This window comes from Neisseria sp. (assembly GCF_030527965.1).
In the GTDB taxonomy this organism is placed as follows: domain Bacteria; phylum Pseudomonadota; class Gammaproteobacteria; order Burkholderiales; family Neisseriaceae; genus Neisseria.
In genome coordinates, this window is the sequence record NZ_JAUMZU010000014.1 from 15,390 (window position 1) to 40,805 (window position 25,416).

Consider the following 25,416-nt stretch of genomic DNA (forward strand, 5'->3'; position numbering starts at 1 on the left):
TTATTTATATGGCATTATAACGCGTCGGCCAACTCATCAAAAGAGCAAACTGCCGTGCCCAGTTTGCCGACCACGATGCCGGCGGCAATATTGGCCATCTGCATGGCTTCGGGTAAATCGAGCCCGGCGGCCAGCCCCAAGCCCATGCCGGCGATAACGGTGTCGCCGGCGCCGGAAACGTCGTAGACCTCGCGTGCTTGCGTGGGCTGGTGGTGCGGTTCGCCTTCACGAAAGAGCGTCATGCCTTCTTCGCTGCGGGTTAGCAGCAAGGCCTGCAAGCCGAGGTGGCGTCGCAATTGTTCGGCTTTTTCGGTAAGCTCGGTTTCGTTTTTCCACGATCCGGTCACTTCTTTCAATTCGGCACGGTTCGGCGTGAGCAGGGTAGCGCCGGCGTATTTTTCGTAGTCGTCGCCTTTCGGGTCGATTAATACGGGCTTGCCGGCTTCGCGCGCCCAGTCGATAAAATCGGTAACGTGCAAAAGCCCGCCTTTGCCGTAGTCCGACAAAATAACCAAGTCGTATTGCGGCAGGAGTGCGCGATATTGTGTTTTCACTTGGGCGAGCACTTCGTGGTGCGGGTTATCTTCGAAATCGAGCCTGATGAGTTGTTGATTGCGGGCAACCACGCGCAATTTGACGGTGGTGGCGATGGATGCGTCGCGCTGGAAATCCGTTGTTACGCCCCATTTTTGCATCAAGGCCTCCAAGCTGTCGGCCGCTTCGTCATCGCCGGTTACCGACAAAAGGGCGGCTTGGCCGCCGAGCGAGGCGATATTGCGGGCGACGTTGGCTGCGCCGCCGGCACGTTGGTCGGTTTTGTCGATTTTGGCGACTGGAACCGGCGCTTCGGGGGAAATGCGCGATACGTCGCCGAACCAATAGCGGTCGAGCATCACGTCGCCCACAACCAATACGCGTGCGGCAGACAGGCGGCTTCTGAGGGTTTCTGCATAGAGAGTCATGGTTTTCCTTCCGTTTTCAGACAGGCATTATGTTAATGCGTTGATTTGGCGTAATACGGCTGCCGGATCGTCTGCCTTGGTAATCGGCCGACCCATAACCAGATAGCTGGAACCGGCATCCAGCGCTTGTTTGGGCGTCATGATGCGGCGTTGGTCGTCGTTGTTGCCGGCAATGTCGAGGCGGATGCCGGGGGTAACCAATACAAATTCGGAGCCGAGTGCGGCACGTAGCGCGGCGGCCTCGTGGGCGGAGCAGACAACGCCGTCTAATCCTGAGCTTTGCGCCAGCTTTGCCCAACGCAGCACCAGTGTTTCTATTGGTGCATCGAACCCGATTTCGGCCAAATCAGCCTGCGCCATGCTGGTCAGCACGGTAACGCCGATAAGCAACGGGCGGTGTGCCGAGCCGGCGACGGCTTCGGCTGCGGCCTCCATCATGCGTCTGCCGCCCGAAACGTGCATGTCGACCATCCATACGCCCATTTCGGCAGCCACTTTGCAGGCTTGTGCTACTGTGTTGGGAATGTCGTGGTATTTTAAGTCGAGAAACAGTTTGAAGCCTTGGCTGATTAATGATTCGGCCAAACTTCTGCCAGTGGCGGTAAACAATTCTTTGCCGATTTTGAGCTGGCACAGGCTGGGATCAAGCCGGCGGACGAAGGCCAGCGTTTCTTGACTATTGGGAAAATCAAGCGCCACGATGACGGGCCGGTCTGGCGAGGGGGCGGAAAAGTCGGTAACAAGCGGGTTCATAAGGTTTCCAGAGTAATCAAAATGTTCAGACAGGCATTTGGTCGAATTTTTCGGGGTGCGCGGCAATGTAATCGGCGGCAGTGGCTCTGTCGTTTTCGGCGCAATCGTAATAGGCGGCATCCAACTCTTCAAAGTCGGGAAATTGCCGGCGCAGGTCGTCCGGATTCGCGCCTTCGCTGCTCAGGCGCTCGATTTCGCTGCCGTGCTTTTGATAAAGCGCTTTGGCCTGTTCGAGAATTTTCGGAGTAGGCTTGATTTTCCAACGGCGCAGGCTGTCGGCCAGCGGATTGAGCAATACATATTCGCCGTAGCCCGAAGCGATGAGTTGGACAAAGCCGCCTTCTTCCACTTGGCTGTCGAGGTAAACGTAGGCCATCAACGTGTGTTGCTCGTCGGTCAGTAGGTCGGCGGCGCTATCGCCGAGGGTTTCCAAACAGGCAAAGTAGGTGTCGGCCAGCGTGTAGAGGAATTGTTGCGGCGTATCGTAGGATTGCGGGTTTAAATCGGGTTTCATCATTGGGCGTTAAAAAAGTTTTCAGACAGGCTTGAAGCCTGTCTGAAAGGTCAGACTTCGATTTTGTTGGGCGTGAAGGTTTCCCATTTGTTGCAAGCGGGGCAGTGCCAGAAATAAGCCTGAGACTTAAAATGGCAGTTGCGGCAGCGGTACATCCAGTTTTTTTGCAGCTGGCGCCCGATAACGCCGCGTATCATGTCGGCATCGGTTTTCAAGGCCGGGTTCAGACTGCTGATTTGCAGGCCGAGCAAACGGTATACGCCGTTTAAATCGGGCTTGCGGCGTACGATTTCAACAGCGGTTTCGTTGGCGGTTTTTTCGCCTTTGAGCAGCAGCAATTTGTCGTAAATCACGTTAATCAGGTCGATTTGCGGAAATGCCTCGGTGTAGCCGATTAATACGTTCAATCCTTCTTCCGGTTTGCCGAGCGCGTCGTAAGCGTCGTAGAGGCGTTCGCCGACCATGCTCAGATAGGCGTGGTTTTGTTTCTCAATGGCGGTGTAGGCGTCGATGGCGGCGCGGTAGTTGCCTTGCTTGAATTCAATGTCGCCTAAAATCATGTTGGCGCGGGTACATTTGGAATTGGCTTCCAGAGCGGTTTGGGTGTATTGGCGGGCACTTTCAAAATCGGATTTGAACAAGGCTGCTTGTGCCATTTCGCAATAAAACTGCGCGATTTCAAACTGGTAGGTTAATTCGTCGTGGCTGAGCAGTTTGGCCATATTGATGGCTTTTTCCCAGTCGCGGTCTTGTTGATAGATGTTCAGCAGTACTTCGCGTGCTTCTTTCGCCATATTGCCTGTCTGCAATTCGAGAAAAATCTGCTCGGCGCGGTCGACCAGCCCTGCGCTTTGGTAATCTTGCCCCAGTTCAAACAAAACTCGCGCACGTTTTCCACCTACGGTATCCGGCGATTGGATTAAGGCTTTGTGCATGGCGACGGCTTTGTCGTTTTCACCGCGAATGCGGTAGAGTTTGCCTAGCGTCAGGCTTAAGTCGTAAGAGTCGGCAGGGCGCAGCTCCACTACTTCGGCCAGATTGCGTGCGGCTTTGCTGGTGTTGCGGTCAACCAGTGCGTCCAAGCTTTTGTAAAAACCGGCCGGCACGCTTTTGGCATGGCGCAGTACGGTTTTCATGTCTATACGGGCGGCAAACCAGCCCATGGCGAAAAAGACCGGCAGCAAAACAATCGGTATCAGCCAAATCCAAGTTTCTGTTTCCATTTATTTAACCGCTGCTTTCTCCGCTTTGGCCGGTACGGTTGCCGGTGAGGGCTGGTGGGTGGGCGTGTTTAAATCTTGGGCACTCATGCGGGCTGTTTTTTCCACTTCGCGACGCAGCCGGTTGTTTTCGCTGCGCAGGCGCAACAGGCGGCCGAACATGGCGAAAACGCCGAAGATGGCGCCGATAAGAAACGCACCGAACAATACGGCAATCAGCGGCAAATTAATCTGTTCGGTCGGCAGGTAGAAGAACGGTACGGTTTGCAGATTGCTGATGGCTAGAATCAGAAAAACAAGAAGAATCAGAATTTTAATAAGCAGATAAACAAATTTCATCAAGTACTCCGAGTATAAGGTTGGTGCTTTTTGCCGTTAGTTTAAACGATTTAAGGGTTTCATACGACCTTTAACGCCTTTTCTTGCCATACACAAGCGCATACTTATGTCGTACAATAACCGCCATAAAACCAAATGATAAGGAAGCAAACCATGAGCGAAAACCGCGAGCCTGTTATTATCACGCCACATGATCTGCCGCTGCACTGTTCGGGCCCGAAACATGAAACTTGGAACGGCCATCCGCGCGTGTTCCTGCCGATTCAATCCAACGGTACGGTGGAATGCCCTTATTGCGGCACAGTGTATCGGCTTGAGGGTGAAATCAAAGGCCATCACTAAATTTTTCCAATCTAATCGAAAACAGATAATGCCTGTCTGAAAACGTTTTCAGACAGGCATTCGGGTATGTTGGTTGCCGGCATACCGTAAGGCTTTCTGACCCACCGCCATGTCTAAAAAAATCCTGATTATTTCGCCCAGCTGGATAGGCGACTGTGTGATGACGCAGCCGCTTTACCGCCGCTTGCACACGCTTTATCCCGGTTGCGTGATTGATGTGTTTGCACCCAAATGGTCGATGGCCGTATTCGAACGCATGCCTGAAGTGAACCGCGTGATTGAGAATCCTTTCGGGCACGGAGCATTGCGCTTGAAAGAGCGCTGGCGCAGTGGCAGAGCATTGGGAAAGCAAGGCTATGATCAAGTTATCGTATTGCCAGGCTCGCTCAAGTCGGCCCTGATTGCCGCGGCCAGCGGCATCAGACAACGTACCGGTTATGTAGGCGAATCGCGCTATTTTCTGCTCAACGATATCCGAAAACTCGATAAAGACCGCCTGCCTTTGATGGTTGATCGCTATACCGCGCTGGCGTATCCCTCGCAACAAGCGTTTAACGGTCATTCCGACAATCCGCGTTTTCATATTGATGCGGCCAGCCAGCAAACCGCCTTGGCCAAGCATCATCTGGATACCGGCAAGCCGATTATCGCGTTTTGCCCCGGCGCCGAATACGGCCCTGCCAAACGCTGGCCCCCCGCTCATTTTGCCGAGTTGGCTTGCCGTTATGCCGAGGCAGGCTGGCAAATCTGGATTTTCGGCTCGCAGAAAGATTTCGAAATTGCCGAAGAAATCAATACGCTTGCCGGAGGGTTCTGCACTAATCTTTGCGGCAAAACCAGCTTGTCGGAAGCCATTGATCTGCTTGCCTGCGCCGATACGGTTGTGTGCAACGACAGCGGATTGATGCACCTTGCCGCCGCACTTGGGCGCAAATTGATGGCCATATACGGTTCATCGAGCCCCGACCATACGCCGCCTTTGAGCGAACAAGCGAAAATCATCAGCCTGCATCTTGAATGTTCTCCCTGTTTCAAACGCGAATGTCCGCTCGGGCATACTGATTGTTTGAATAAACTGACGCCTCAAATGGTGTGGGATAAAGCGCATGAATCCTGAAGGCGGCGGGCTGATTGAAATCAGTTGATTATTTATTTGGGTTTAAACATCAATCGGATTCCCGTTGGCAAGTGAGGGAATGAATGTTGAGAAACCCGCTTGCATAGAATGCCTGTCTGAAAACATATTCAGACAGGCATTGTTTATTCCTTTGTTGTCTGAATCGAATAAAGTTGTAAGCCGATTTCATTTTCAATGAACGACGGTGCATTGCTTGTCCGTGCCGTTGGCAGCGGAAAAAAAGGCGCTATCGTCGCATACGCTGCTGCTCGACTCACAAACAATGATTTGATGAGCCTCGTTGATTTTCACAACCCGCGATTCCTGCGTTTTATCCAGTGCAACAGCTTTAAGGGTAAACTTTTCAGTATTGGCGCCTCGGGCGTTGCCTTGAGGCTTGATGCAAAAATGGTGGGTGGCGCTAACGGGCAGTTCGGGCCATGTGGTGGAAGTTTGTTTGAACGAGCGATGTTGGGTGTAAAACTGCGCCATAAAGCGGGCGTTGCCGATTAAAATGCCTTGTGCTTCTTTCAGCCTGGCATTGTTGATGTAGCTTGTGTAGGCAGGATAGGCAAGCAGCGCGAGTATGCAGAATACGGCAAGTGTGACAAGCATTTCGGCCAGCGTGAAGCCGGAAGAGAGCAATTTGCTTTGCATAACGGTAATCCGATTATGTGAATATAATAATCTTGTTTATAGTTTTGTAAAGCAGTATGCGGAATCAAAGGTTGCTTGTCAAAATATTTATTGCACTTGGCAGTTATCTTGGGCTTCAGACGTGCAAATGACCAAGATATTGCTGTCGTCGACTCGCAGAACGCGCTCTTCACCGGAATTGGTCGCCGATTTGGGCAATGCGAGTAAGGTAAAACTATCGGCACTCGGAGAGCCATCGGCAAATTTAATCTCGAAATAGTTATTATCGTTTTTCAGATTGTTAAAGCCGATAAACGAATGGTTTTGAATATAGAAGCGTTCAAGCTGCTGCGCATTGTAGAGCAAATCGGCGCGCGCATTTTCTATTCTTGTATCATGAACGTATTTGATGTAAGACGGATAGGCGATGGTGGCGAGAATGCCTAAGATTAAAACAACAATCAGCATTTCTGCCAATGTAAAGCCGTTTTGTTGGTCGGTGATTTTCATAATGTTTTAATTTGTAATGTAATTGTGTTTTTCATTTAAGAAAAAGCATGTTGGAAATGCCTTTTCTTTGCCCGTTTGCATGATATTGGAAAATATGGAGAATTATATCGTTATTCTTGGTCTAACAGGTGTGAAATCAGACTGCCGGATGAAAATATTTGTTTTGGTTTTGGTTTTGGGCTGTTTTTTATAGGTTAAGCAATTGTTTTGTTATGGAAATTGATTAAAGCAGGTTGTGTTGTGTAAAGCCGGAGAAAGATTCTGTTGAGAAAACAGGGTATTGTTGAGAAAAAAGGCTTTTCATGCTTGGCGGGTAAGGTGGCATACAGTAAACTTCGCTGCGATTTTAAACATACAACAGAGTATTTTTAATTATGAAAAAAACCATCAAATGGGTTGTTATTCCGGTTGCGCTGGCTGTAGCGGCTTATGCCGGATGGACTTACCTGAAACCTCAGGATAAGCCTATTTTTATTACGGAAGCAGTTAAACGCGGCACTCTCAGCCAAACGGTGTCGGCAACGGGTGAATTGACATCTTCCTCCTTGGTAGAAGTCGGTTCTCAGGCGACAGGGCAGATTAAAAAGCTGTATGTCAAACTGGGGCAGCAAGTTAAAAAAGGCGATTTGATTGCCGAAATCGATTCCACTTCGCAAAAAAACGAGCTGAACACGCTGAAAGCAAAACTAGATACATTCAAAGCGCAATTGGCGTCGGCCAAAATCGCTTTGAATTCGGCAGAGAAAAAGTATAAACGCGAAAAAGCGCTCTGGGCGGAAAATGCTACTTCTAAAGAAGATTTGGAAAGTGCGCAAGATGCGTTGGCCGAGGCGAAAGCCAAAATGACAGAGCTGAGCTCGTCTATTCGGCAGACTCAGATTTCCATCAATACGGCCGAAGCCGATTTGGGCTATACGCGTATTGTCGCGCCCATGAACGGCACGGTGGTGGCTTTGCCTGTTGAAGAAGGGCAAACCATCAATGCGGCACAAAGCTCGCCGACGATTATCCAGCTGGCCGATTTGAGCACGATGCTGAATAAGATGCAAATTGCGGAAGGCGATATCACTAAAGTAAAAAAAGGTCAGAAAATTCAATTTACGATTCTTTCCGAGCCGGATACGCCGATTGACACAACGCTTGAAAGCATTGATCCGGCGCAAACTACGTTATCAAACAGCAATAGCACAACCACCAGCACGGATAACAGTGAAAGTGCGATTTACTACTACGCGCGCGCATTGGTGCCCAATCCGGACGGCAAGCTTTCCATCGGTATGACGACGCAGAACACGGTTTTCATTACCAGCGCTCAGAATGTGCTGACCGTGCCGGCGTTGACCGTGAAAAAACGTAACGGCAAGTCATACGTGCAAGTGGTGGGTGCCGATGGCAATGCTCAAGAAAAAGAAATTCAGACAGGCTTGAAAGACAGCGTTGCGATTGAAGTGAAATCCGGCCTGAAAGAAGGCGATAAAGTGGTGGTGTCTGAAGTCAGTGCCGCAGAGCAGGAGAATCCTGATAATAACCGCCGCGGCGGCCCGCCGATGTAAGGCGGGGGCGGAGAGTTCCAATGAGTTTGATTGAATGTAAAAACATTAACCGCTATTTCGGTTCCGGCGCCAATCAGGTGCATGTGTTGAGGGATGTGAATCTGAAAATCGAAAAAGGCGATTTCGTGGCGATTATCGGCCAATCCGGCTCGGGTAAATCAACTTTGATGAACATCTTGGGATGTTTGGATACACCAAGCTCCGGCTCTTATATGGTCGACGGCACGGAAACGGCCAAAATGAGTGCGGACGATTTAGCCGGCCTGCGGCGCAAGCGATTCGGCTTTATTTTTCAACGCTATAATTTGCTGAGCGCTTTGAATGCGCGGGATAACGTGGCACTGCCTTCGGTTTATGCCGGAACGCCGCACAAAGTGCGCAATCAGCGCGCCGATGCGTTACTGCAACGTTTGGGCTTGGATGGCAAAGAAGACAATAAACCGAGCGAACTGTCGGGCGGGCAGCAGCAGCGGGTGAGTATCGCGCGCGCGCTGATGAACGGCGGCGAGATTATTCTGGCCGACGAACCAACCGGGGCGCTGGATTCGAAGAGCGGCGAGAATGTGATGGAAATCATCCGCCAGCTTCATCAAGAAGGCCATACGGTTATCATGGTAACGCATGATCCCAATATCGCTATGCAGGCTAACCGCGTGATTGAAATCAAAGACGGCTGCATTATTTCAGACGAAAGCAAAAACAGCGACATTCCGCCGAGCCAGATTGAGAGCGTTCCCGAGAACAGCTCGTGGCTGTTTCGGAAAGATCAGTTTATCGAATCTTTTAAGATGTCGATACAGGCTATCGTGGCGCATAAAATGCGTTCTTTGCTGACCATGCTCGGCATTATTATCGGGATTGCTTCGGTGGTTTCGGTGGTGGCTTTGGGCCGAGGGTCGCAAGAAAAGATTTTGGAAGACATCAGCGCTTTGGGTACCAATACAATCAGTATTTTCCCGGGCAAGGGCTTCGGCGACCGTTTCAGCGGAAAAATCAAAACGCTGACGGTTAACGATGCCGAGGTTATCGGCAAGCAGAGTTACGTGTCGAGCGTGACGCCGAGGATTTCTGCCAACAGCACGCTGACTTATCGCAACACTGATTTGACCGCAGAGCTTTACGGCGTGGGCGAACAGTATTTTGACGTTCGCGGCTTTGAGCTCGATAAAGGGCGGCTGTTTGATAAGGATGACGTTAAAGACAATGCTCAGGTTGTGGTGATTGACCAAAACATCAAGAAAAAATTGTTCGGCGACGGTGAAGATCCGCTGGGTAAAACGATTTTGTTTAAAAAACGGCCTCTGATCATTATCGGCATCGTGAAAGAGCAGAAAAATTCATTTGGCGATTCCGACAGTTTGATGATGTGGTCGCCCTATACGACGGTAATGAATCAGATTACGGGTGAGAAATACATCAGCTCCCTTATCGTTAAAATCAGCGACAGCGCCAGCTCGCAGGCTGCGGAGAAGGGCCTGACGGAATTACTGATTTCGCGCCACGGTACGGAAGACTTTTTTATGAACAACAGCGACAGCATCAAGCAAACGATCGAAAGTACGGTAGGCACGATGACGCTTTTGATTTCCAGCATCGCTTTGATTTCGCTGGTGGTCGGCGGTATCGGCGTGATGAATATCATGCTGGTGTCGGTAACCGAGCGTACAAAAGAAATCGGCGTGCGCATGGCCATCGGCGCGCGGCAGGGCAATATTTTGCAACAGTTTTTGATTGAGGCGATTTTAATCTGCTTAATCGGCGGTTTGGCCGGCATTGTTCTTTCCGGTTTTATCAGCTTGGTGTTCAATCATTTTGTTGCCGATTTTGCGATGTCTTTCTCCACTATGTCGATTATCGGCGCGGTAGCTTGTTCAACCGCTATCGGTGTGATATTCGGTTACATTCCGGCCAACCGTGCTTCCAAACTTAACCCAATTGATGCGTTGGCACATGACTAACGTCTTTTTCAGACAGGCATCGGCTGCAATATGAAGCCTGTCTGAAAGCATCCAGCTCATCTGTCATGGATAAATCAATGAAACACAATAAATCTTTTCAGACAGGCATCAGCCTGATTGCCGTGCTTATCCTCAGCGCTTGCGCTTCCAACAATCTCGCGCGTTCCGGCCTGACGGTGGAATCCTCCGGCAGCGTTGTTTCTTCTGAGGAAACGGCTGCCCGTTACCAGATTAACCCCGAATGGTGGACCGTATACCAGAATGAAGGTCTGAACACGCTGATGACGCAGGCATTAGCTAACAACACCGATTTGAAAAAAGCGGCGGTTAACGTTAACAAAGCACTTTATCAGGCCAAACTTTCCGGTGCGGCCGAGTTGCCCACTTTAAACGGTTCGCTGGAAGGTAGCACGCGTAAAAACCTGAAAACCGGCGGCAGCCGGACGGATTCTTTCGGCAGTCAGGCCGGATTGAGTTATGAGATTGATTTGTGGCGGAAATTGCAGGCGCAAACCGATGCCAAAGTCAGCGAATACCAAGCAACCCGTTATGATTTGGCTTCCGCCAAGCTTTCGCTTATCAACAGTGTGGCCGATGCCTACTTCAATATCGCCTACCTTAACGAGGCCATCCGGTTGACTGAAGCCACCTTGAAACGCTATGAGGAAATCGACCGGATTGCGCGGGTGCAATACCGCGAGGGCAAAGTTTCTTCGGCCAATCCGCGCCAGAGCGAGCAAACGTTGCTTTCCACCCGCAACAATTTAATCAATCTCAAGCGCACCCGTGATACGCAAGAGCAAACTTTACGCAACCTGCTTAATCTGAGGCCGAACGAAGCCATCGGTGCCGCACCGGATGCTTATCGTTTGAGCAATCCGATTGAAGTCGATTTGAATGTGCCGATTGCCACGCTGGCCAACCGCCCCGATTTGCGTGCGGCAGAGGCGCGCTTGCAGGCCGCAGTCAGCAATGTGGAAGCGCAGAAGCGCAGCTGGTATCCGAGCGTTACCTTGGGCGCCACTTTAAGCACGTCTTCCGACAAAGCGAAAACCATGTTTAACGTGCCGTTTCTGGCCGGAAACGTGGCCGTAAACTTGCCTTTCCTCGATTGGAAAACTCTGAAATGGCAAAATAAAACCACTCAAGCCGAATTTGACGGCGCCCGTTTGGATTTCGAAACCGCCCTAACCACCGCGCTAAACGAAGTGAACACGTATTATCTGGAATACGGTCAGGCCAAACAATCTTTGGTTAATACCAGCCAGAAATACGAATTGGATAAGAAAAACAGCCGCTATTACCAAGTTCGCTATCAGCATGGCCGAAACGAGCTGAAAGATTGGCTGGAGGCGCTCAATACCGAATACACCTCGGCGCAAGATGTGCTGAACCAGCGTTACGAAGTATTGAAATACGAAAACCTGATATTCAAAGCCATGGCCGGGCGTTACAGCACTAAATAAGCCGTATAAAAACGTCGATGCCTGTCTGAAAAAAGGTTTCAGACAGGCATTTCTTTATTTTTGAGTATCTTTGAAGGATTTCAGCGTTTGTCAAAACTCCAGCGCGGTTTGCATAAAAGCAGATGCCACAGGGTCAGCATCCAATAAACACAGGCTTTATCCCATGCTTTGTTGGGCTTGCGGCCAAAGGCAAAAGCCGCGGCCAGCGTTTGCACCAGAGCATTGACCAAGGTGCGCAACAGCGTGCCGGCAAACAATAAGGCAACCGCTGCGATGCCGTAGTGTTTTCGGAAATATTTGTAACGGGATTCCTGAAATTGAACGCGCGCGCCGACCGGGCGCTTGTTGGCGCTTTCGCCCTGCATGTGCATCAAATGGGCTTGCGGCTGGTAAACGATGCGTCCGCCGGCTTGAACGATGCGGCGGCAGAAATCGGTTTCTTCAAAGAAAAAGAAAAAACGCTGGTCGAAAAACTGCCCGTTTTGCCCGAAGCCTAAAGCGCGCAGTTTTTCGATGTCCACCGCCATGCAGGGGCCGACGATGCTCTTGACCAGCGAAGGCGCCTGTTGGTCGTAATGCAGAAAACGCCGCGCGATGCTGCGGTTGGTTAGCTCGGTGAACAGAGTTGGTTCGGGCACCACGGCGGCTTGCAGCGAGCCGTCGGGGCGGTGCAATTCGGGGCAGGCGAGGGCGGCGTCGTATTGTTTAAGCGCATCTATCAGCAAAGCGGGCACATCGTTTTTAAATTCGATATCCGTGTTTAATATCAGCGCATAGCGGCTTTGTGCTGCATTCAGCCCGGCATTCACGGCAGCGGCGAAGCCGGCGTTGTAACCCATTTCAATCAGCTCGGCTTGCGGCAGGCGGCTGCGGATTTGCGCGCAGGAATCATCGGCCGAACCGTTGTCGACTACGCAGATGCGGTAGGGCAGGCTGGTTTGCTCCAGCGTGCGTGCGGCGGCAAACAATAAATCAGCGGAATTCCAGTTGATAAAAATCAGGTCGACCTGTTCCATGTTTTATCCTTATGCGATAGCGCTTTCAAGGTGGCGCATTATACCGAAGAACGACAGGGCTTCGGTTGGCGGATGATGCGGATTAGAGACAAAAACCATCGGCCGCTTGGTTCGAGGCAAGGTTGAAACGGTTTTTCAGACAGGCATCATGCCATGATAAGATACACTTGCATATTCAAAATGCCTGTCTGAAACCTAACTTTACCGCAAAAGATGATGAAAACTTTAGCCCTTATTCCCCACTACAATCATCCCGACACGGTCGCGCAAGTGGTTGCCGCCATGCGTAGATTCGGCTTGGATGTGTTGGTGGTTGACGACGGCTCGCGTGCCGACTGCAAACCGATACTGGAAACATTGGCGCAAGAAACCGGCGTGCATGTATTGTACCGGCCGGTTAACGGCGGCAAAGGGGCAGCGGTAAAGGCCGGGCTGAAATATGCGGAAGAGCATGGCTACACTCATTTTTTGCAGGTCGACGCCGATGCGCAGCATCATCTGGAAGACACGGAGAAACTGTTGGAAATGGCGGCGCAACACCCCGAAGCGGTTATCTGCGGTTGGCCGCAATACGGCAGCGACGCGCCCAAGGCCAGATTGTATGGCCGGAAAATCACCGATTTTTGGAATTGGGTGCATACGTTTTCACACGATATTAAAGACGGCATGTGCGGCTTTCGCCTCTATCCGCTGGCGCCCGTGTTGGCCGTTATTCGGGAAGAACATGTTGGTGATCGTATGGATTTCGATACCGAAATTTTGATTCGTCTTTATTGGCGCGGCGTGAAGCTGCAATGGGTGAAAACCCCGATAAAATACGAAAGCGGCGGCGTATCGCATTTCAGAGCGTTTGACGATAATCTGCTCATCAGTAAAATGCACGCCAGACTTTTTTGTGAGATGGTTTACCGTCGTTTAACACAGAAAAAATAGAGGCCTGTCTGAAAACCATGACTCCTGCTCAGAACCCTACCCATTGGGCTGCACAAAACGAACGCGGCAGCCGCCTGTTTCTCGCCCTCACCACGCTGATGGTGCGTTATCTGCCCGCTTTTCTGATGAATCCGTGCATCAGGATAGTTGTGCTGTATTTCTACCTGACGGCTTCCGAGCAGCGGAAAAACATATTGCAATACCAACAAAGACTGAAAGCGACGTTTCCTGATGTTCAGCTACCGAGCCGCTTAGGCGTGTTTCGGCAATTTGTGGCGTTCGGCGAAGCCGTGTGCGACCGCTTTGCCGTCTGGCAGCGCAAAATTCGCTACGAGCATTTGGTCGTAGACGACCCGGACGGCGTTTCCGCATTGGTCGGCGACCGCAGCCTGCGCGGGCAGATTTTCGTTTGTTCGCATGTAGGCAATGTGGAAGTGTGCCGTGCTTTGGTGTCGCACCACAAAGGCTTCAAGCTCAACGTGTTGGTGCACAGCCGCCACGCTCAAGCGTTTAACGAAGCCTTGGGCAAGGCAGGTGCGGATAAAATCCAGTTGATTCAAGTAACTGATTTAGATGCTTCGTTTATGATGGAGTTAAACAAACGTATCGATGCCGGGGAATGGCTGGCGATTGCGGCCGACAGAGTGCCGGTGCGCGGTGAAAAAACCGTTCCCGTATCGTTTTTGGGTGCTCAGGCAGAGATGCCGCAAGGCGCGTGGTTGTTGGCCGGGCTGCTGAAAACCCGCGTGCATACGCTGTTTTGCATCAAGCAAAACGGGCGCTATCATTTGAAATTACGTCATTTTTTAGACAGCACCGATTGGAAACGGGGCGAACGCAATGCCGCCGTGTCTGAAGCTGCCCAGCGGTTTGCCGACAGATTGGCGCAGGAATGCCGGCAAAATCCCTTGCAATGGTTTAACTTTTACAATTTTTGGAAAGAAAAATAACATAATGGCGAAACATGCTTACTGCTACCACAGCCTTGAAATAGAAGTGCCATTTTTTGATGTCGATGCCATGCACATTGTGTGGCACGGTCATTATGTGAAATATCTTGAAGTGGCGCGTTGCGCGTTTTTGAGCACAATCGGTTATGATTACAACGAGATGGGGCGGCAGGGCTTCAGCTGGCCGATTGTGCAGATGAACTTGAAATATGTGCGCCCGGCGCTTTTCGGACAGAAAATCCGAGTTGATTTGGCCGTGGTGGAAATCGAAAGCTGCCTGCGCATCGATTACACGATTGTTGATGTTTCAAGCGGAGAAAAGCTGACCAGAGCAAGCACCACTCAGGTGGCGGTATCGCTGGAAAACGGCGAAATGCAGTTTCAAACCCCCGATAGTTGGCTTGCCGCCGTGAAAACGCATCCGACCTTTAAGCCTGTCTGAAAAGAGCATAACGGCTGTTTGTTGTTTAACCGAAATGAAGATTCGATTTGGAGTTGAAGTGATGAGAAAATTGATTTTTTCAACCGTATTAACCCTTGCCAGCCCGCTGATTTGGGCCTTTTCCTCCGCCGAGTTAGCGCAGACTCTGCAAAAGCCGGAAAACGTGCAAGGTGCGTTTACCCAGCAGCGCTATCTCAAATCGCTGACCAAACCGATGACGACGCACGGCCAATTCGTTTTGATGCCGAAGCGCGGCTTGTTATGGCACATGCAAAAGCCGTTTGAAAACCGTTTGCGTGTTCGTGCCGACGGTATCATGCAGTGGAATGGCAATGCTTGGTCGGCCGTCAACGCAAGCAAACTGAGCGGGCAAAGCCAGCAAATCCGCCTCTTTTTGGATTTGCTCGGCGGTAATACGCAAGGTTTGGAAAAACAATTCGCATTGCAACTTTCCGGCAATCAGCAAGCATGGACGCTGCGCCTGAATCCGAAAACTCTTGTGATGAAACAGATTTTCAATCAAATTGAAATCAGTGGCGATAACGTGGTGCGGCGCATCGAATTAAACGAAAAGCAGGGCGACCGAACCGTTATGCAGTTTAACCAGATCCAAACGGGCAAAGCGCTGGATGCTTTTGCGAAACAGGCTTTATAGCACGCCTATTCTGCAATACCGCCAGAATGGTGTGGCATAATCGAATGACACGGCGTTTCATAATAGCAGAAATGCCTGTCTGAAATTCCGGCATTTTCTTGCATTAATGCGAAAAATGCCGCATTTTGTTAAAATTTGCTATGTGATATTTATCCGTGCAAAAAAGGGGAAAGTTTGAAAAACGTTTTACTGGTGTATTACTCGCAAACCGGCCAGCTGCAAACGCTGGCGGAGCAATTTGCCGCACCTTTGCAGGAGGCCGGGGTAAACGTGGAAATGCTGGTTTTGCGCCCGCAGTCGCCTTATCCGTTTCCTTGGCCGTTTTGGCGTTTTTTCAATACTTTTCCTGAAACGGCACACTTGCAGCCGATGCCGATTGAGCCGCCTCGGTTTTCGCAGACGCATTATGATGCCGTGGTGCTGGCTTATACCGTATGGTTCTTATCGCCCGCCCAACCGGTAACGGCTTTTTTGCAACATCCTGCCGCCAAGGCGGTTTTGCGCGATACGCCGGTAATTACTTTAATCGGTTGCCGCAATATGTGGCTGATGGCACAAGAAGCGGTTAAAGGCCTGTTGGCCGAAGCAGGTGCCCGTTTGGTAGGTAATATCGTTAAAATCGACGCGTGCAGCAGTGCGGCCAGTTTTATTACCACGCCGGCTTGGCTGCTGAGCGGCAAGAAACAGTTTTTCCGGTGCTTGCCGGCGGCGGGTATAGAAGCTGGCGAGTTGGCCGACGGTGCGCGTTTCGGCAAGCGTTTGGCTGAGGTTTTGCAACAAAATCATCCGCTAGACGAAACGCTGTTTCACGGCATGCGGGCGGTAAAAGTGAATGAACAGCTGATTTTCAGTGAAAAAGCGGCGAAGCGCAGCTTCTTGCTATGGGGTGCCATGCTGATGGCGGCAGGGCGAATCTCGCCGTTGTTAAGACGCTTCGGGTTGGCGTTTTATGTGGTGTTTCTGATTGGCATGATATTGACCGTCGTGCCCGTCAGCGCTTTGGTAAAGCGTTTGCTTGCACCGTGGCTGCGCAGCAGTATTGAGCGGGAAAAGGCTTATTTCAGCAGGCCTTCGGGTGAATAGGGCAGATGCCTGCCTGAAAAATAAATTGATATGATGAGAAGAAAAACGGGGCAACCGACTCGATGAAACCAGATACATTATTGTCCGATGTTTACATCAATCGCGTGGCGGCTTTTTTGCCGAATGAGCCGGTATCGAATGACGACATGGAAGCTGTGCTCGGTATGGTGGGAGACGTGCCTTCGCGGGTGCGTAAAATGATTTTGCGTTCCAACGGCATTCAAAACCGCTATTATGCCATCGATCCGCAAACCCGCAGGGCAACCCATAACAGCACCGAGCTGGCCGCAGAGGCGGTCAGGGCTTTATTCGGGCAGGGTGTGGCGCCGCAAGAAATCGGTTGTCTGACTTACGGTACTTCATATCCCGACCAAATTATGCCGGGGCAGGGCGTGATGTTGCACGGTTTACTGGAAAACGCGCCTGCTTGGGAAGTGGTTACGACCGCCGGCGTTTGCGCGGCCGGCATGGCGGCGATGAAATATGCTTATCAGGCCGTGCGCACCGGAGAGCATCAACATGCGGTTTCTTCTGCATCAGAAGCGGCCTCGGCGATTATGCGCGGCGAAGTATTTCACAGCGAAGTGGCGCAGAAGGTGCTGGATGATGCCAGACCGGAAATCGGCTTTGAAAAAGATTTTCTGCGCTGGATGCTTTCCGACGGCGCGGGTGCGGCTTATTTGAGCCACCGGCCGAACGACAAAGGCATTAGTTTCCGTATCTGTTTTATCGATTTGGTTTCTTATGCCCACGAAATGCCTGTCTGCATGTATGCGGGCGCGGAAATCAAAGCGGGCGTGTTTACCAGCTTTAAGGCGCTGGGCGCGGATTATTGCGAGGCCAACAGCGTTATGGCTGTGAAACAAGATGTGAAGCTGCTCAATGAAAACATCGTGCGCTGCACGGTGGAGAAGCCTTTGGCGCGCATTATGGAAAAATACGGCTTGAACGCGGCCGAAATCGATTGGTTTTTACCGCATTATTCATCTGCGTTTTTCCGCGACAAGGTGGCCGAAGGCCTGAACAATGCGGGTTTGCCGATTGCGCCGGAAAAATGGTTTACCAATCTGCCGAGTAAGGGCAATACCGGTTCAGCTTCGATTTATATTATTTTGGAAGAATTCATGCGTACCTTCCCGCTCGAAAACGGGCAGAAGGTATTGTGTTTTATCCCCGAGAGCGGGCGCTTTTCCGCTTGTTTCATGTTGTTGGAAGTTGTTAAGGTTTAGGCTATGCAAATAGAAGATATCCCGCAAGACAACAGTAAAACCTATCATGGCCATCAAAAAGTGATTTACGGTACGCGCGATGGTCATTACGAAGCCGCCACCAGCACCGGTTGGCAAGACGAAGCATACGCCACCGAACAGGCGGTTATCGAGCTGGACGAGCAAACCGAGGCGGCGCGGCAGGCTGTGTTGCGAGGAGCGTATTCGCCGCTGTATTACCATATGTACCGTCTGCGTCACGATGAAACCAGTTTGGCTCAGGCGGCCGGTTTGTGGCGCTGGCAAGTGCGCCGTCATTTCCGCCCCGAAGTGTTTGACCGCTTGCCGGCCAAAACGCTGGATAAATATCTGCAGGCGCTGCAAATCGGTATTGAAGAATTACAACGGCCTTTTGCGGCAGCGGATGAATGCCTGTCTGAAAAAAGCGAAGCCGAAAAACCGTAACCGGATTTTAGAAAATATGACTGATTTTACCCACCAACATACCGCGCATTGCGAAAGCGGCGTGATGTCTACGCTGCTGCAATACCACGGTTGCGATTTTAACGAAGCCATGGTGTTCGGGCTGGCGCACGGGCTGACTTTCGTTTATCTGCCCATCGTGAAAATTTCAGGCATGCCGCTGATTTCGTTCAGAATCGCGCCGAGAGGCATTATTCGCAACATTTGCAAGGCGCTTGGCATTCGTTTAAAACTTCAGAAGTTTTCTTCGCCGGAAGCGGGTCAGGCGGCTTTGGATGCTGCTTTGGCGCGGCAGGAATTGGTCGGCCTGCAAACTTCCGTGTTTTGGCTGCCGTATTTCCCGCCGGAAATGCGTTTTCATTTCAATGCCCATAATCTGTTGGTTTATGGGAAAGAGGGTGATGATTATTTAGTTAGCGACCCGGTGTTTGAGTGCGTGCAACGTTGTGCGGCGGAAGATTTGCAACGTGCCCGCTTTGCCAAAGGTGCGTTGGCGGCCAAAGGTTTAATGTATCGTATCGAAGGGAAAGTGCCGGCTTTGAACGCCGCCGAATTGCCTAAATTGATTGAAACTGCTGTGAAAAAAAATGCAAGACAAATGCTCGCGCCGGTGTTTTTTGTGGGTGTGCGCGGCATACGCACGTTGGCAAAAAAAATTGAAGCCCTGCCGACTAGCGGGAAAAGTGCAAAATATCAAAAACTGTATCTTGGCCATATTGTGCGGATGCAGGAGGAAATCGGCACCGGCGGCGCCGGGTTCCGCTATCTTTATGCCTATTTTCTTGAGCAGGCCGCTGCCATCTGCGGCAATGCGACGCTGGAAGCGGCTTCTCGGCAGATGACCGACATCGGTGATCATTGGCGCCAGTTTGCCAGTATGTGCGTCAGACAATGCAAAAAGCCCACAGAGCAGGGCTGTCAGGAGATTGCCCGCTTTTTACGCGGCATTGCCGATGAGGAAGAAACTTTGTGGCGCGGATTGTTGAAAATCTGATGTGTTCCGATTCGGGTTGGGTTGCCCGCTGGAGATTATGGTAGGCCGCATTGATTTTACTATCATGAAGTTCTGCTTGATAAAAAGCCTGTCTGAACGTTTTCAGACAGGCTTTTTGTTTATTCGCGTGTTGTTGCTATGTTTAAATTCGTTGAAACACCAAATCCCATACGCCGTGCCCCAGCCGCTTGCCGCGTGCCTCGAATTTGGTTTCAGGGCGGTAATCCGGTGTGGGTGCATAATCCGGCGCTGTATTTTGCAGCTCGGTAAAACCATTCAGCACGTCGAGCATTTGCACCGCATATTCTTCCCAGTCGGTGGCCAGATGAATGTAGCCGCCTTGTTTCAACTTGGGCAACAGCTTGGCAATAAACGGAGTTTGCACCAAACGGCGTTTGTTATGGCGTTTTTTGTGCCACGGATCGGGGAAGAAAATATGGATGCCGTCTAAAGCGTTATCGGCAAGCATATTCTCCACTACTTCCACCGCGTCGTGCCTCATTACTCTGATATTGCTGATTTTTTCTTCTTCGATTAATTTTAAAATATTGCCGACGCCCGGGCCGTGCACATCGATTGCCAGAAAATCTTTTTCTGGCAGCCGTTTGGCAATTTCCACCGTTGCCACGCCCATGCCGAAGCCGATTTCCAGAATCTTCGGTTGGCTGCGGTTAAAGCATTGGTTCAAGTCGATGATGCTTTCTTGATAATCGATGCCGAATTGCGGCCATAAGGTATCGATAGCCCGCTGCTGCGCCGCCGTCATATGGCCTTGCCGTAAGACAAAGCTGCGGATGGTGCGTTGATGGGTTTCGGGAACCGTGGTTTGGTCGTGCTCCGTTTGCTGGCTCATAAGATTAAAATCGGAAATTGGAAAAGGCCGCATTATATCAAGATAAGCGTATGCCTGTCTGAAAAGCCCGCCCGGCGTTTGACAGATGCTATGATGCCGGATAAGGTAATTGAAAACTGTTGAGGAAGCCTTTGTCATGCCTTCGTTCAAACCTGTGATTGTGACAACCACTGTATCTTCGCCGGAAGAGGCGGAGCGAATTTCTATGCTGTTGTTGGAACAACGGCTTGCTGCGTGTGTGCAGGCTGAAAGTATTCAAAGCAAATATGTCTGGGAAGGAAAAATCTGTGTCGACGAGGAAATCCGGTTAACCATCAAGACCGCGCGCTGCCATTTCGGCGCGATTGAAAAAATCATTTTGCAAAATCATGGTTATGAATGCCCGCAGATTCTGATGATTCCGGTGCACCGCGGTTACAAACCTTATTTGAGATGGCTGAAGCAAGCGGTGGGTTGCTAGCCATGCCTGTCTGAAAACAAAAAAACGGGAAAGTTCTTGAGGGAAGGTGTACAATTCCGCCTCTTAATTTTCTTAACTGAAGAAGGCAGACCATGTTCCGCACCATGCTCGGCGGCAAAATCCACCGCGCCGTCGTTACCGGAGCCGATTTGAATTACGTCGGCAGCATTACCGTTGACCAAGACTTACTTGATGCCGCTGGCATCTGCGTCAATGAAAAAGTTCAAATTGTAAATAATAATAACGGCGAGCGCTTTGAAACGTATACCATTTCCGGCGAACGCGGCAGCGGGGCGATATGCCTTAACGGCGCGGCGGCGCGGCGGGTGCAAAAAGGCGACGTGGTGATTATCATGTCATACGTTATGCTTTCCGAGCCTGAGATTGCCAGCCATGAGCCCAAAGTGGTGTTGGTAGACGAAGCAAACCGAATCCGTGATATTATCCGTTACGAACCGGCAAATACGGTTTTATAAGCCTAAAAATTCCAATGCCTGCCTGATTTTCAGACAGGCATTTGATTGTCAAAACCACCTTATATCGCCGATTTAAGCCCTTTATAGGGCCATTCGGAAACGATTATCTGATTCACAGTTACAATCCAATCTGAAAATTTACCCTGTATTCCTTATTTTTCAGACAGGCATTTAGCTTGTGCCGTCGAATTTCAGAAGCAATGAAACACCCGTCAATCCTCTGCCTCTTTTTCATTCTGCTTGCCAGCTGCCAAAGCCTGCCGCCGTTGGAAAATCGCAGCAGAAGCCGTTACATCGAAGCGCCGCATGCCGCCCGCGTCTACAACACACTGCATAAAAAAAACCGACCGGAGCAAACCCGCAAAGCCGACCTATCCGGCATCTATCTGCTTAACGACCCGCATGATGCCTTTGTTGCCCGCGCTACCCTTATCCAATCGGCTGAGCAAGCGCTTGATATTCAATACTATATCTGGCATAACGACGTTTCCGGCCGATTGCTGATGCAGATGGTAAAAGATGCGGCCAACCGCGGCGTGCGGGTACGCATCTTGCTTGACGACAACAATACCCGCGGCATGGACGATATTCTTGTCGCACTCGACCGCCATCCCAATATCGAAATCCGCCTATTCAACCCGTTTACCAGCCGAAGCATGCGCAGTCTCGGCTATCTTTACGACTTTCCCCGTCTCAACCGCCGCATGCATAACAAAACGCTGACCGCCGATAATAAAGCCACCATTCTCGGCGGCCGCAATATCGGCGATGAATACTTCAATATTGCCAACGATGTCGGTTTCGCCGATTTGGATATTCTGGCTACCGGCAGCGTGGTCAACGATGTTTCCAGTGATTTCGACCGTTATTGGGCCAGCGAATCCAGCTATCCGCTTGCCAGCATTGTAAAACACGCCTATCCCGAAAACGGCCGTGCTGCGCTCGACCGCGTCAGCGAAAAAGACCGCGAATTGCGCGAGGCTTATCGAAACACCCTGAAAACCTCGCGCCTCTACCAGGCGATTTCCAGCAAAAATATTCCGTGGATTTACGCGCCCACCCAATACATCAGCGACGACCCGGCCAAAGGCTTGGACAGAAGCAAAAACAAGCCGTTGATTATCGAAAAAATCGATGAAGCTCTTGGCACGCCGGAAAAAGAGCTTTACATCGTTTCGCCTTATTTCGTGCCCACCAAAGAAGGCGTGGAAGCTTTGACGGAATTGCGGCAGAATCAAATCGGCATTACCGTATTGACCAATTCTTTGCAAGCAACCGACGTTGCCGCGGTGCATTCGGGCTATGCCCGTTACCGTAAAAAGCTGCTTCAGGCAGGCATTAAGTTATACGAACTCAAAGCCACCCATTCCGTGCCCAAAATTACCGACAAAGGCTTGGTCGGCAGCTCTTCCAGCTTGCACGCCAAAATTTTTATTGTCGATCGCGAGCGCGTTTTTATCGGTTCGTTTAATTTCGACCCTCGTTCGGCCCGCCTCAACACCGAAATGGGCGTCGTTATCGAAGATGCCAAACTGGCCGAGCGGATGCAGAAAACGCTGGATGACAGCGCTCCGCGTCAGGCCTATCAGGTTACGCTTGGGTCCGACAACCGCTTGCGATGGCAAGACCCGGAAAACAATCTTGTCAGCAAGCACGAACCCACTGCCAAATTCTGGAAACGTTTGATTTCCAATTTGTTTTCAATCATGCCGATTGAGCGTTTGCTGTAAGGTTTTCAGACAGGCATTCAATCAATCGAATGCCTGTCTGAAAACCGCATGAAAAAACCGCCGAAATGTTATCCGGCGGTTTTTAGCTTCATTGTTAAATGGCAACTTCTTCTTTCAACGCGTTCTTTTTAAATTTCAAAACAACTTTTTCATTTTTCGGATGCCAGTCTATCCGCACAAAGCCGCCGTCGGCCAATTGACCGAACAACAATTCGTCGGCCAGTGCGCTGCGGATTTTATCCTGAATCAGACGGTGCATCGGCCGTGCGCCCATTTGCGGATCGAAGCCTTTTTCCGCCAGATATTGGCGCAAGGCCGGCGTGAATTCAGCTTCCACTTTCTTATCCAGTAGCTGTTTTTCCAATTGCAATAAAAATTTATCCACGACCCGGATAATAACCGGTTCGCTGAGCGGAGCAAACGGAATCACCGCATCCAAACGGTTGCGGAACTCGGGCGTAAACGTTTTGCTGATGGCTGCCATTTCATCGCCGCGCTCGCGTTTGTTGGTGAAGCCTAAGGTCGGCTTGCTTAAGTTTTCCGCCCCCGCATTGGTGGTCATAATGATAACCACATTGCGGAAATCGGCACTTTTACCGTTATTGTCGGTCAGCTTGCCATAATCCATCACTTGCAACAGCACATTGAAAATATCGGGATGCACTTTTTCGATTTCGTCCAGCAGCAACACGCAATAAGGGTGTTTGTTAACCGCTTCGGTCAATAAGCCGCCTTGCTCGAATCCGACATAGCCGGGTGGCGAGCCGATTAGTCGGGAAACGGCGTGGCTTTCCATATATTCGGACATATCAAAGCGTTGCAATGGTACGCCGAGAGAAAAAGCAAGCTGCTTGGCCACTTCGGTTTTGCCCACGCCGGTTGGCCCGGAAAATAAGAAGCTGCCGATGGGTTTGTCGGGATGCCCCAAGCCGGAGCGCGACATTTTCACGGCGACCACCAAGGCGTCGATCGCATTATCTTGACCGAATACCATGTTTTTGAGATCACGCCCTAAAGATTTCAGCACCTGCCGGTCGTCGTGCGAAACGGTTTTTTCAGGAATCCGGGCCACTTTGGCGATAACCGCTTCAATCTGGGCTTTGCCAATTACCTTTTTTTGCTTCGATTTCGGCAGAATTCGTTGCGCCGCACCGGCTTCGTCGACCACATCAATGGCTTTATCCGGTAGAAAACGTTCGTTGATATAACGCGCCGATAGCTCAGCAGCCGCCTCCAGCGCTCCTTGGGTGTAGCGCACTTGGTGAAAATCTTCAAACATCGGTTTGAGCCCGCGCAGAATCTGAACCGTTTCGTCTATGCTCGGTTCGACGATGTCGATTTTTTGGAAACGTCGGCTGAGAGCGTGGTCTTTGTCGAAAATAGTGCGGTATTCATCGTAAGTTGTTGCACCGATGCAGCGTAAGCGGCCTTTGGCCAGCGCAGGTTTCAGTAAATTGGAAGCGTCCATCGTACTGCCCGACGTACTGCCCGCACCGATAATGGTATGGATTTCATCTACAAACAAAATGGCATTCGGAATCAAAGCCAATGCCCGCAATACCGCTTTAACGCGCGATTCGAAATCGCCGCGGTATTTTGTGCCGGCGAGCAAAGCGCCCATATCCAATGCAAACACAACCGCACCTTGCAGCGTTTCCGGAACGTGCCCGTTCACAATCTGATAGGCCAAGCCTTCTGCCAATGCGGTTTTTCCAACGCCGGCCTCGCCCACCAGAATCGGATTGTTTTTACGGCGGCGGCATAACACTTGCACCAGCCGCTCCATTTCCTGTTTGCGGCCGATTAGCGGATCAACGCGCCCTGCCAGCACTTCGGCATTCAGGTTGACGGTATAGCTGCCCAACGCATCCTTATTTTTTTCTTCCAATCCGACATCTTCACCCGCCGAATGTTCGTTATTGGTGTTCTGATTGTCATCCGAGCGCTCTTCGCCGTGAGCCAGATAGCTGAGAATCTCATAGCGCCCCACCGATTGCAGATTCAGAAAATAAACTGCCGGGCATTCTTTTTCACTCATCAAGGCAACGAGCATATCAACCGGGCTGACCTCTTGTTTGTCGGCCGATTGGGCATGCACAATCGCCCGTTGCAATACGCGCAGAAAACCGATGGTAGGCTGGGTTTCTACGCTGTCCAACATGTTTTTCGGCAAAATCGGTGTGTTTTCGACAATCGAATTCATCAGCTGGCTGCCCAACAGCTGGTTGTCTACGCCTAAGAATTTGAGCAAATCGTGCACGTCGTCCGATTGCTCGATGAGAATCAGCAGCAAATGTTCCAAGCTGATCAATTCATAGCCACGGGCTCGTGCGTCTGCATAAATGTATTGCAAAATACGTTCTAGTTCAGCCGAAATCATTTACATCTCCTCTACGCTGCATTTGAGCGGAAAACCTTCCTGTTTGGCTCGCTCCATTACTTGATGTTGTTTGGTATACGCTATATCGCGCGTGTAAACCCCGCACAACCCTTTGCCTTCATGATGTACCAGCAACATGACCGCCATTGCACGCTCGTGCGGCAGGGCGAACACCTCGCGCAATACCGCCACCACGAAATCCATTGAGGTGTAATCATCGTTTAAAAGATAGACACCGTATTTCTTAGGTGGTTTGGTTTGTGCGTGATGGTTTAGCGTGGCACTGTCAGTATCGTGGCTGATTTTTGAGCTCATATATTGGTAGTTTCTGTTGTATTTTTTCCTATTTTAATAAATTTTTAGCTTTTTCCCAAACATTACTT

At 50.7% G+C, this 25,416-nt stretch carries 27 protein-coding genes; 16 read left to right on the forward strand and 11 right to left on the reverse strand.

Annotated features, from left to right (window positions below):
* Window positions 1-14: 14 nt before the first annotated feature.
* Genes rfaE1 through Q4A84_RS07420 form a run of 5 tightly spaced genes read right to left on the reverse strand, consistent with a single transcriptional unit; the run spans window position 15 to window position 3,788 of the window.
* Window positions 15-962 carry a D-glycero-beta-D-manno-heptose-7-phosphate kinase gene (rfaE1, locus tag Q4A84_RS07400; RefSeq protein WP_303088294.1) on the reverse strand — a complete coding sequence of 316 codons (948 nt, stop codon included), beginning with the start codon at window positions 960-962 and terminating at the stop codon, window positions 15-17.
* 27 nt (window positions 963-989) lie between these two features.
* A complete protein-coding gene (pyrF, locus tag Q4A84_RS07405) occupies window positions 990-1,715 on the reverse strand; it encodes an orotidine-5'-phosphate decarboxylase (RefSeq protein ID WP_303088295.1) in 726 nt (241 codons plus the stop codon).
* A 25-nt stretch (window positions 1,716-1,740) separates the two neighbouring features.
* The gene (locus Q4A84_RS07410) at window positions 1,741-2,229 is read right to left on the reverse strand and encodes a DMP19 family protein (protein WP_303088296.1); all 489 of its coding nucleotides are present in this window, start codon (window positions 2,227-2,229) and stop codon (window positions 1,741-1,743) included.
* 50 nt (window positions 2,230-2,279) lie between these two features.
* Complete coding sequence (gene lapB, locus Q4A84_RS07415) at window positions 2,280-3,452, reverse strand: lipopolysaccharide assembly protein LapB (RefSeq protein WP_303088297.1); 1,173 nt, start codon at window positions 3,450-3,452, stop codon at window positions 2,280-2,282.
* Window positions 3,453-3,788, reverse strand: coding sequence for a lipopolysaccharide assembly LapA domain-containing protein (locus Q4A84_RS07420; protein WP_303088298.1), 336 nt, complete (start codon window positions 3,786-3,788; stop codon window positions 3,453-3,455).
* A 153-nt stretch (window positions 3,789-3,941) separates the two neighbouring features.
* Between Q4A84_RS07420 and Q4A84_RS07425 the strand changes: the two genes are divergently transcribed.
* Both Q4A84_RS07425 and waaF read left to right on the forward strand, forming a co-directional pair.
* Complete coding sequence (locus tag Q4A84_RS07425; RefSeq protein ID WP_303088299.1) at window positions 3,942-4,130, forward strand: zinc-finger domain-containing protein; 189 nt, start codon at window positions 3,942-3,944, stop codon at window positions 4,128-4,130.
* Window positions 4,131-4,239: 109 nt separating this feature from the next.
* Window positions 4,240-5,247: a lipopolysaccharide heptosyltransferase II gene (gene waaF / locus Q4A84_RS07430; RefSeq protein ID WP_303088300.1), complete on the forward strand. Its 1,008-nt coding sequence runs from the start codon at window positions 4,240-4,242 to the stop codon at window positions 5,245-5,247.
* Between the two features lie 192 nt (window positions 5,248-5,439).
* On the opposite strand, the gene Q4A84_RS07435 is transcribed toward waaF, so the two are convergent.
* Window positions 5,440-5,904, reverse strand: a complete 465-nt coding sequence (locus Q4A84_RS07435) for a type IV pilin protein (protein ID WP_303088301.1) — start codon at window positions 5,902-5,904, stop codon at window positions 5,440-5,442.
* An 87-nt stretch (window positions 5,905-5,991) separates the two neighbouring features.
* Window positions 5,992-6,393 carry a type IV pilin protein gene (locus Q4A84_RS07440; RefSeq protein ID WP_303088302.1) on the reverse strand — a complete coding sequence of 134 codons (402 nt, stop codon included), beginning with the start codon at window positions 6,391-6,393 and terminating at the stop codon, window positions 5,992-5,994.
* Window positions 6,394-6,767: 374 nt separating this feature from the next.
* On the opposite strand from Q4A84_RS07440, the gene Q4A84_RS07445 reads away from it, so the two are divergent.
* The 3 genes from Q4A84_RS07445 (at window position 6,768) to Q4A84_RS07455 (ending at window position 11,370) form a co-directional block, all read left to right on the forward strand.
* Window positions 6,768-7,946, forward strand: a complete 1,179-nt coding sequence (locus Q4A84_RS07445; protein WP_303088303.1) for an efflux RND transporter periplasmic adaptor subunit — start codon at window positions 6,768-6,770, stop codon at window positions 7,944-7,946.
* A gap of 20 nt (window positions 7,947-7,966) precedes the next feature.
* A complete protein-coding gene (locus Q4A84_RS07450; protein WP_303088304.1) occupies window positions 7,967-9,904 on the forward strand; it encodes a MacB family efflux pump subunit in 1,938 nt (645 codons plus the stop codon).
* 77 nt (window positions 9,905-9,981) lie between these two features.
* The gene (locus Q4A84_RS07455; protein WP_303088305.1) at window positions 9,982-11,370 is read left to right on the forward strand and encodes a TolC family protein; all 1,389 of its coding nucleotides are present in this window, start codon (window positions 9,982-9,984) and stop codon (window positions 11,368-11,370) included.
* 80 nt (window positions 11,371-11,450) lie between these two features.
* On the opposite strand, the gene Q4A84_RS07460 is transcribed toward Q4A84_RS07455, so the two are convergent.
* Window positions 11,451-12,386 carry a glycosyltransferase family 2 protein gene (locus tag Q4A84_RS07460; protein ID WP_303088306.1) on the reverse strand — a complete coding sequence of 312 codons (936 nt, stop codon included), beginning with the start codon at window positions 12,384-12,386 and terminating at the stop codon, window positions 11,451-11,453.
* Between the two features lie 216 nt (window positions 12,387-12,602).
* On the opposite strand from Q4A84_RS07460, the gene Q4A84_RS07465 reads away from it, so the two are divergent.
* The 8 genes from Q4A84_RS07465 to Q4A84_RS07500 all read left to right on the forward strand — a co-directional run bounded on the left by Q4A84_RS07465 (window position 12,603) and on the right by Q4A84_RS07500 (window position 19,134).
* On the forward strand, window positions 12,603-13,319 hold the full coding sequence (locus Q4A84_RS07465; RefSeq protein WP_303088360.1) for a glycosyltransferase family 2 protein: 717 nt from the start codon (window positions 12,603-12,605) through the stop codon (window positions 13,317-13,319).
* Window positions 13,320-13,336: 17 nt separating this feature from the next.
* The gene (locus Q4A84_RS07470) at window positions 13,337-14,269 is read left to right on the forward strand and encodes a glycosyl transferase family 2 (RefSeq protein ID WP_303088307.1); all 933 of its coding nucleotides are present in this window, start codon (window positions 13,337-13,339) and stop codon (window positions 14,267-14,269) included.
* A 4-nt stretch (window positions 14,270-14,273) separates the two neighbouring features.
* Window positions 14,274-14,711, forward strand: coding sequence for a thioesterase family protein (locus Q4A84_RS07475; RefSeq protein WP_303088308.1), 438 nt, complete (start codon window positions 14,274-14,276; stop codon window positions 14,709-14,711).
* 61 nt (window positions 14,712-14,772) lie between these two features.
* Window positions 14,773-15,366, forward strand: a complete 594-nt coding sequence (locus Q4A84_RS07480; protein ID WP_303088309.1) for an outer membrane lipoprotein carrier protein LolA — start codon at window positions 14,773-14,775, stop codon at window positions 15,364-15,366.
* A gap of 174 nt (window positions 15,367-15,540) precedes the next feature.
* A complete protein-coding gene (locus Q4A84_RS07485; protein WP_303088310.1) occupies window positions 15,541-16,449 on the forward strand; it encodes a dialkylrecorsinol condensing enzyme in 909 nt (302 codons plus the stop codon).
* A gap of 62 nt (window positions 16,450-16,511) precedes the next feature.
* Window positions 16,512-17,678: a beta-ketoacyl-ACP synthase III gene (locus Q4A84_RS07490; RefSeq protein WP_303088311.1), complete on the forward strand. Its 1,167-nt coding sequence runs from the start codon at window positions 16,512-16,514 to the stop codon at window positions 17,676-17,678.
* Between the two features lie 3 nt (window positions 17,679-17,681).
* Complete coding sequence (locus Q4A84_RS07495; RefSeq protein WP_303088312.1) at window positions 17,682-18,122, forward strand: hypothetical protein; 441 nt, start codon at window positions 17,682-17,684, stop codon at window positions 18,120-18,122.
* A gap of 16 nt (window positions 18,123-18,138) precedes the next feature.
* Window positions 18,139-19,134: a BtrH N-terminal domain-containing protein gene (locus Q4A84_RS07500; RefSeq protein WP_303088313.1), complete on the forward strand. Its 996-nt coding sequence runs from the start codon at window positions 18,139-18,141 to the stop codon at window positions 19,132-19,134.
* A 142-nt stretch (window positions 19,135-19,276) separates the two neighbouring features.
* Here Q4A84_RS07500 and trmB read toward each other — a convergent pair whose 3' ends face one another.
* Window positions 19,277-19,987, reverse strand: coding sequence for a tRNA (guanosine(46)-N7)-methyltransferase TrmB (gene trmB / locus Q4A84_RS07505; protein ID WP_303088314.1), 711 nt, complete (start codon window positions 19,985-19,987; stop codon window positions 19,277-19,279).
* 136 nt (window positions 19,988-20,123) lie between these two features.
* Here trmB and cutA point away from each other — a divergent pair, with 136 nt between their 5' ends.
* The 3 genes from cutA to Q4A84_RS07520 all read left to right on the forward strand — a co-directional run bounded on the left by cutA (window position 20,124) and on the right by Q4A84_RS07520 (window position 22,653).
* Window positions 20,124-20,447: a divalent-cation tolerance protein CutA gene (gene cutA, locus Q4A84_RS07510; protein WP_303088361.1), complete on the forward strand. Its 324-nt coding sequence runs from the start codon at window positions 20,124-20,126 to the stop codon at window positions 20,445-20,447.
* Window positions 20,448-20,539: 92 nt separating this feature from the next.
* Window positions 20,540-20,923 (forward strand): aspartate 1-decarboxylase, encoded by a 384-nt coding sequence (gene panD, locus Q4A84_RS07515; RefSeq protein WP_303088315.1) that lies wholly within the window; start codon window positions 20,540-20,542, stop codon window positions 20,921-20,923.
* Window positions 20,924-21,123: 200 nt separating this feature from the next.
* Entirely contained in the window at window positions 21,124-22,653 is a 1,530-nt protein-coding gene (locus Q4A84_RS07520; protein WP_303088316.1) for a phospholipase D family protein, read from the forward strand.
* 94 nt (window positions 22,654-22,747) lie between these two features.
* Here the strand turns inward: Q4A84_RS07520 and clpA are convergent, their stop codons facing one another.
* Window positions 22,748-25,033: an ATP-dependent Clp protease ATP-binding subunit ClpA gene (clpA, locus tag Q4A84_RS07525; RefSeq protein ID WP_303088317.1), complete on the reverse strand. Its 2,286-nt coding sequence runs from the start codon at window positions 25,031-25,033 to the stop codon at window positions 22,748-22,750.
* The gene (clpS, locus tag Q4A84_RS07530; RefSeq protein WP_303088318.1) at window positions 25,034-25,348 is read right to left on the reverse strand and encodes an ATP-dependent Clp protease adapter ClpS; all 315 of its coding nucleotides are present in this window, start codon (window positions 25,346-25,348) and stop codon (window positions 25,034-25,036) included. It abuts the gene before it with no gap.
* Window positions 25,349-25,416: the final 68 nt, after the last annotated feature.

Bases quoted from the DNA above. Each gene is read 5' to 3' on its own strand.
- rfaE1 (WP_303088294.1), bottom strand. From the start codon at position 962: ATGACTCTCTATGCAGAAACCCTCAGAAGCCGCCTGTCTGCCGCACGC.
- pyrF (WP_303088295.1), bottom strand. From the start codon at position 1,715: ATGAACCCGCTTGTTACCGACTTTTCCGCCCCCTCGCCAGACCGGCCC.
- Q4A84_RS07410 (WP_303088296.1), bottom strand. From the start codon at position 2,229: ATGAAACCCGATTTAAACCCGCAATCCTACGATACGCCGCAACAATTC.
- lapB (WP_303088297.1), bottom strand. From the start codon at position 3,452: ATGGAAACAGAAACTTGGATTTGGCTGATACCGATTGTTTTGCTGCCG.
- Q4A84_RS07420 (WP_303088298.1), bottom strand. From the start codon at position 3,788: ATGAAATTTGTTTATCTGCTTATTAAAATTCTGATTCTTCTTGTTTTT.
- Q4A84_RS07425 (WP_303088299.1), top strand. From the start codon at position 3,942: ATGAGCGAAAACCGCGAGCCTGTTATTATCACGCCACATGATCTGCCG.
- waaF (WP_303088300.1), top strand. From the start codon at position 4,240: ATGTCTAAAAAAATCCTGATTATTTCGCCCAGCTGGATAGGCGACTGT.
- Q4A84_RS07435 (WP_303088301.1), bottom strand. From the start codon at position 5,904: ATGCAAAGCAAATTGCTCTCTTCCGGCTTCACGCTGGCCGAAATGCTT.
- Q4A84_RS07440 (WP_303088302.1), bottom strand. From the start codon at position 6,393: ATGAAAATCACCGACCAACAAAACGGCTTTACATTGGCAGAAATGCTG.
- Q4A84_RS07445 (WP_303088303.1), top strand. From the start codon at position 6,768: ATGAAAAAAACCATCAAATGGGTTGTTATTCCGGTTGCGCTGGCTGTA.
- Q4A84_RS07450 (WP_303088304.1), top strand. From the start codon at position 7,967: ATGAGTTTGATTGAATGTAAAAACATTAACCGCTATTTCGGTTCCGGC.
- Q4A84_RS07455 (WP_303088305.1), top strand. From the start codon at position 9,982: ATGAAACACAATAAATCTTTTCAGACAGGCATCAGCCTGATTGCCGTG.
- Q4A84_RS07460 (WP_303088306.1), bottom strand. From the start codon at position 12,386: ATGGAACAGGTCGACCTGATTTTTATCAACTGGAATTCCGCTGATTTA.
- Q4A84_RS07465 (WP_303088360.1), top strand. From the start codon at position 12,603: ATGAAAACTTTAGCCCTTATTCCCCACTACAATCATCCCGACACGGTC.
- Q4A84_RS07470 (WP_303088307.1), top strand. From the start codon at position 13,337: ATGACTCCTGCTCAGAACCCTACCCATTGGGCTGCACAAAACGAACGC.
- Q4A84_RS07475 (WP_303088308.1), top strand. From the start codon at position 14,274: ATGGCGAAACATGCTTACTGCTACCACAGCCTTGAAATAGAAGTGCCA.
- Q4A84_RS07480 (WP_303088309.1), top strand. From the start codon at position 14,773: ATGAGAAAATTGATTTTTTCAACCGTATTAACCCTTGCCAGCCCGCTG.
- Q4A84_RS07490 (WP_303088311.1), top strand. From the start codon at position 16,512: ATGAAACCAGATACATTATTGTCCGATGTTTACATCAATCGCGTGGCG.
- Q4A84_RS07495 (WP_303088312.1), top strand. From the start codon at position 17,682: ATGCAAATAGAAGATATCCCGCAAGACAACAGTAAAACCTATCATGGC.
- Q4A84_RS07500 (WP_303088313.1), top strand. From the start codon at position 18,139: ATGACTGATTTTACCCACCAACATACCGCGCATTGCGAAAGCGGCGTG.
- trmB (WP_303088314.1), bottom strand. From the start codon at position 19,987: ATGAGCCAGCAAACGGAGCACGACCAAACCACGGTTCCCGAAACCCAT.
- cutA (WP_303088361.1), top strand. From the start codon at position 20,124: ATGCCTTCGTTCAAACCTGTGATTGTGACAACCACTGTATCTTCGCCG.
- panD (WP_303088315.1), top strand. From the start codon at position 20,540: ATGTTCCGCACCATGCTCGGCGGCAAAATCCACCGCGCCGTCGTTACC.
- Q4A84_RS07520 (WP_303088316.1), top strand. From the start codon at position 21,124: ATGAAACACCCGTCAATCCTCTGCCTCTTTTTCATTCTGCTTGCCAGC.
- clpA (WP_303088317.1), bottom strand. From the start codon at position 25,033: ATGATTTCGGCTGAACTAGAACGTATTTTGCAATACATTTATGCAGAC.
- clpS (WP_303088318.1), bottom strand. From the start codon at position 25,348: ATGAGCTCAAAAATCAGCCACGATACTGACAGTGCCACGCTAAACCAT.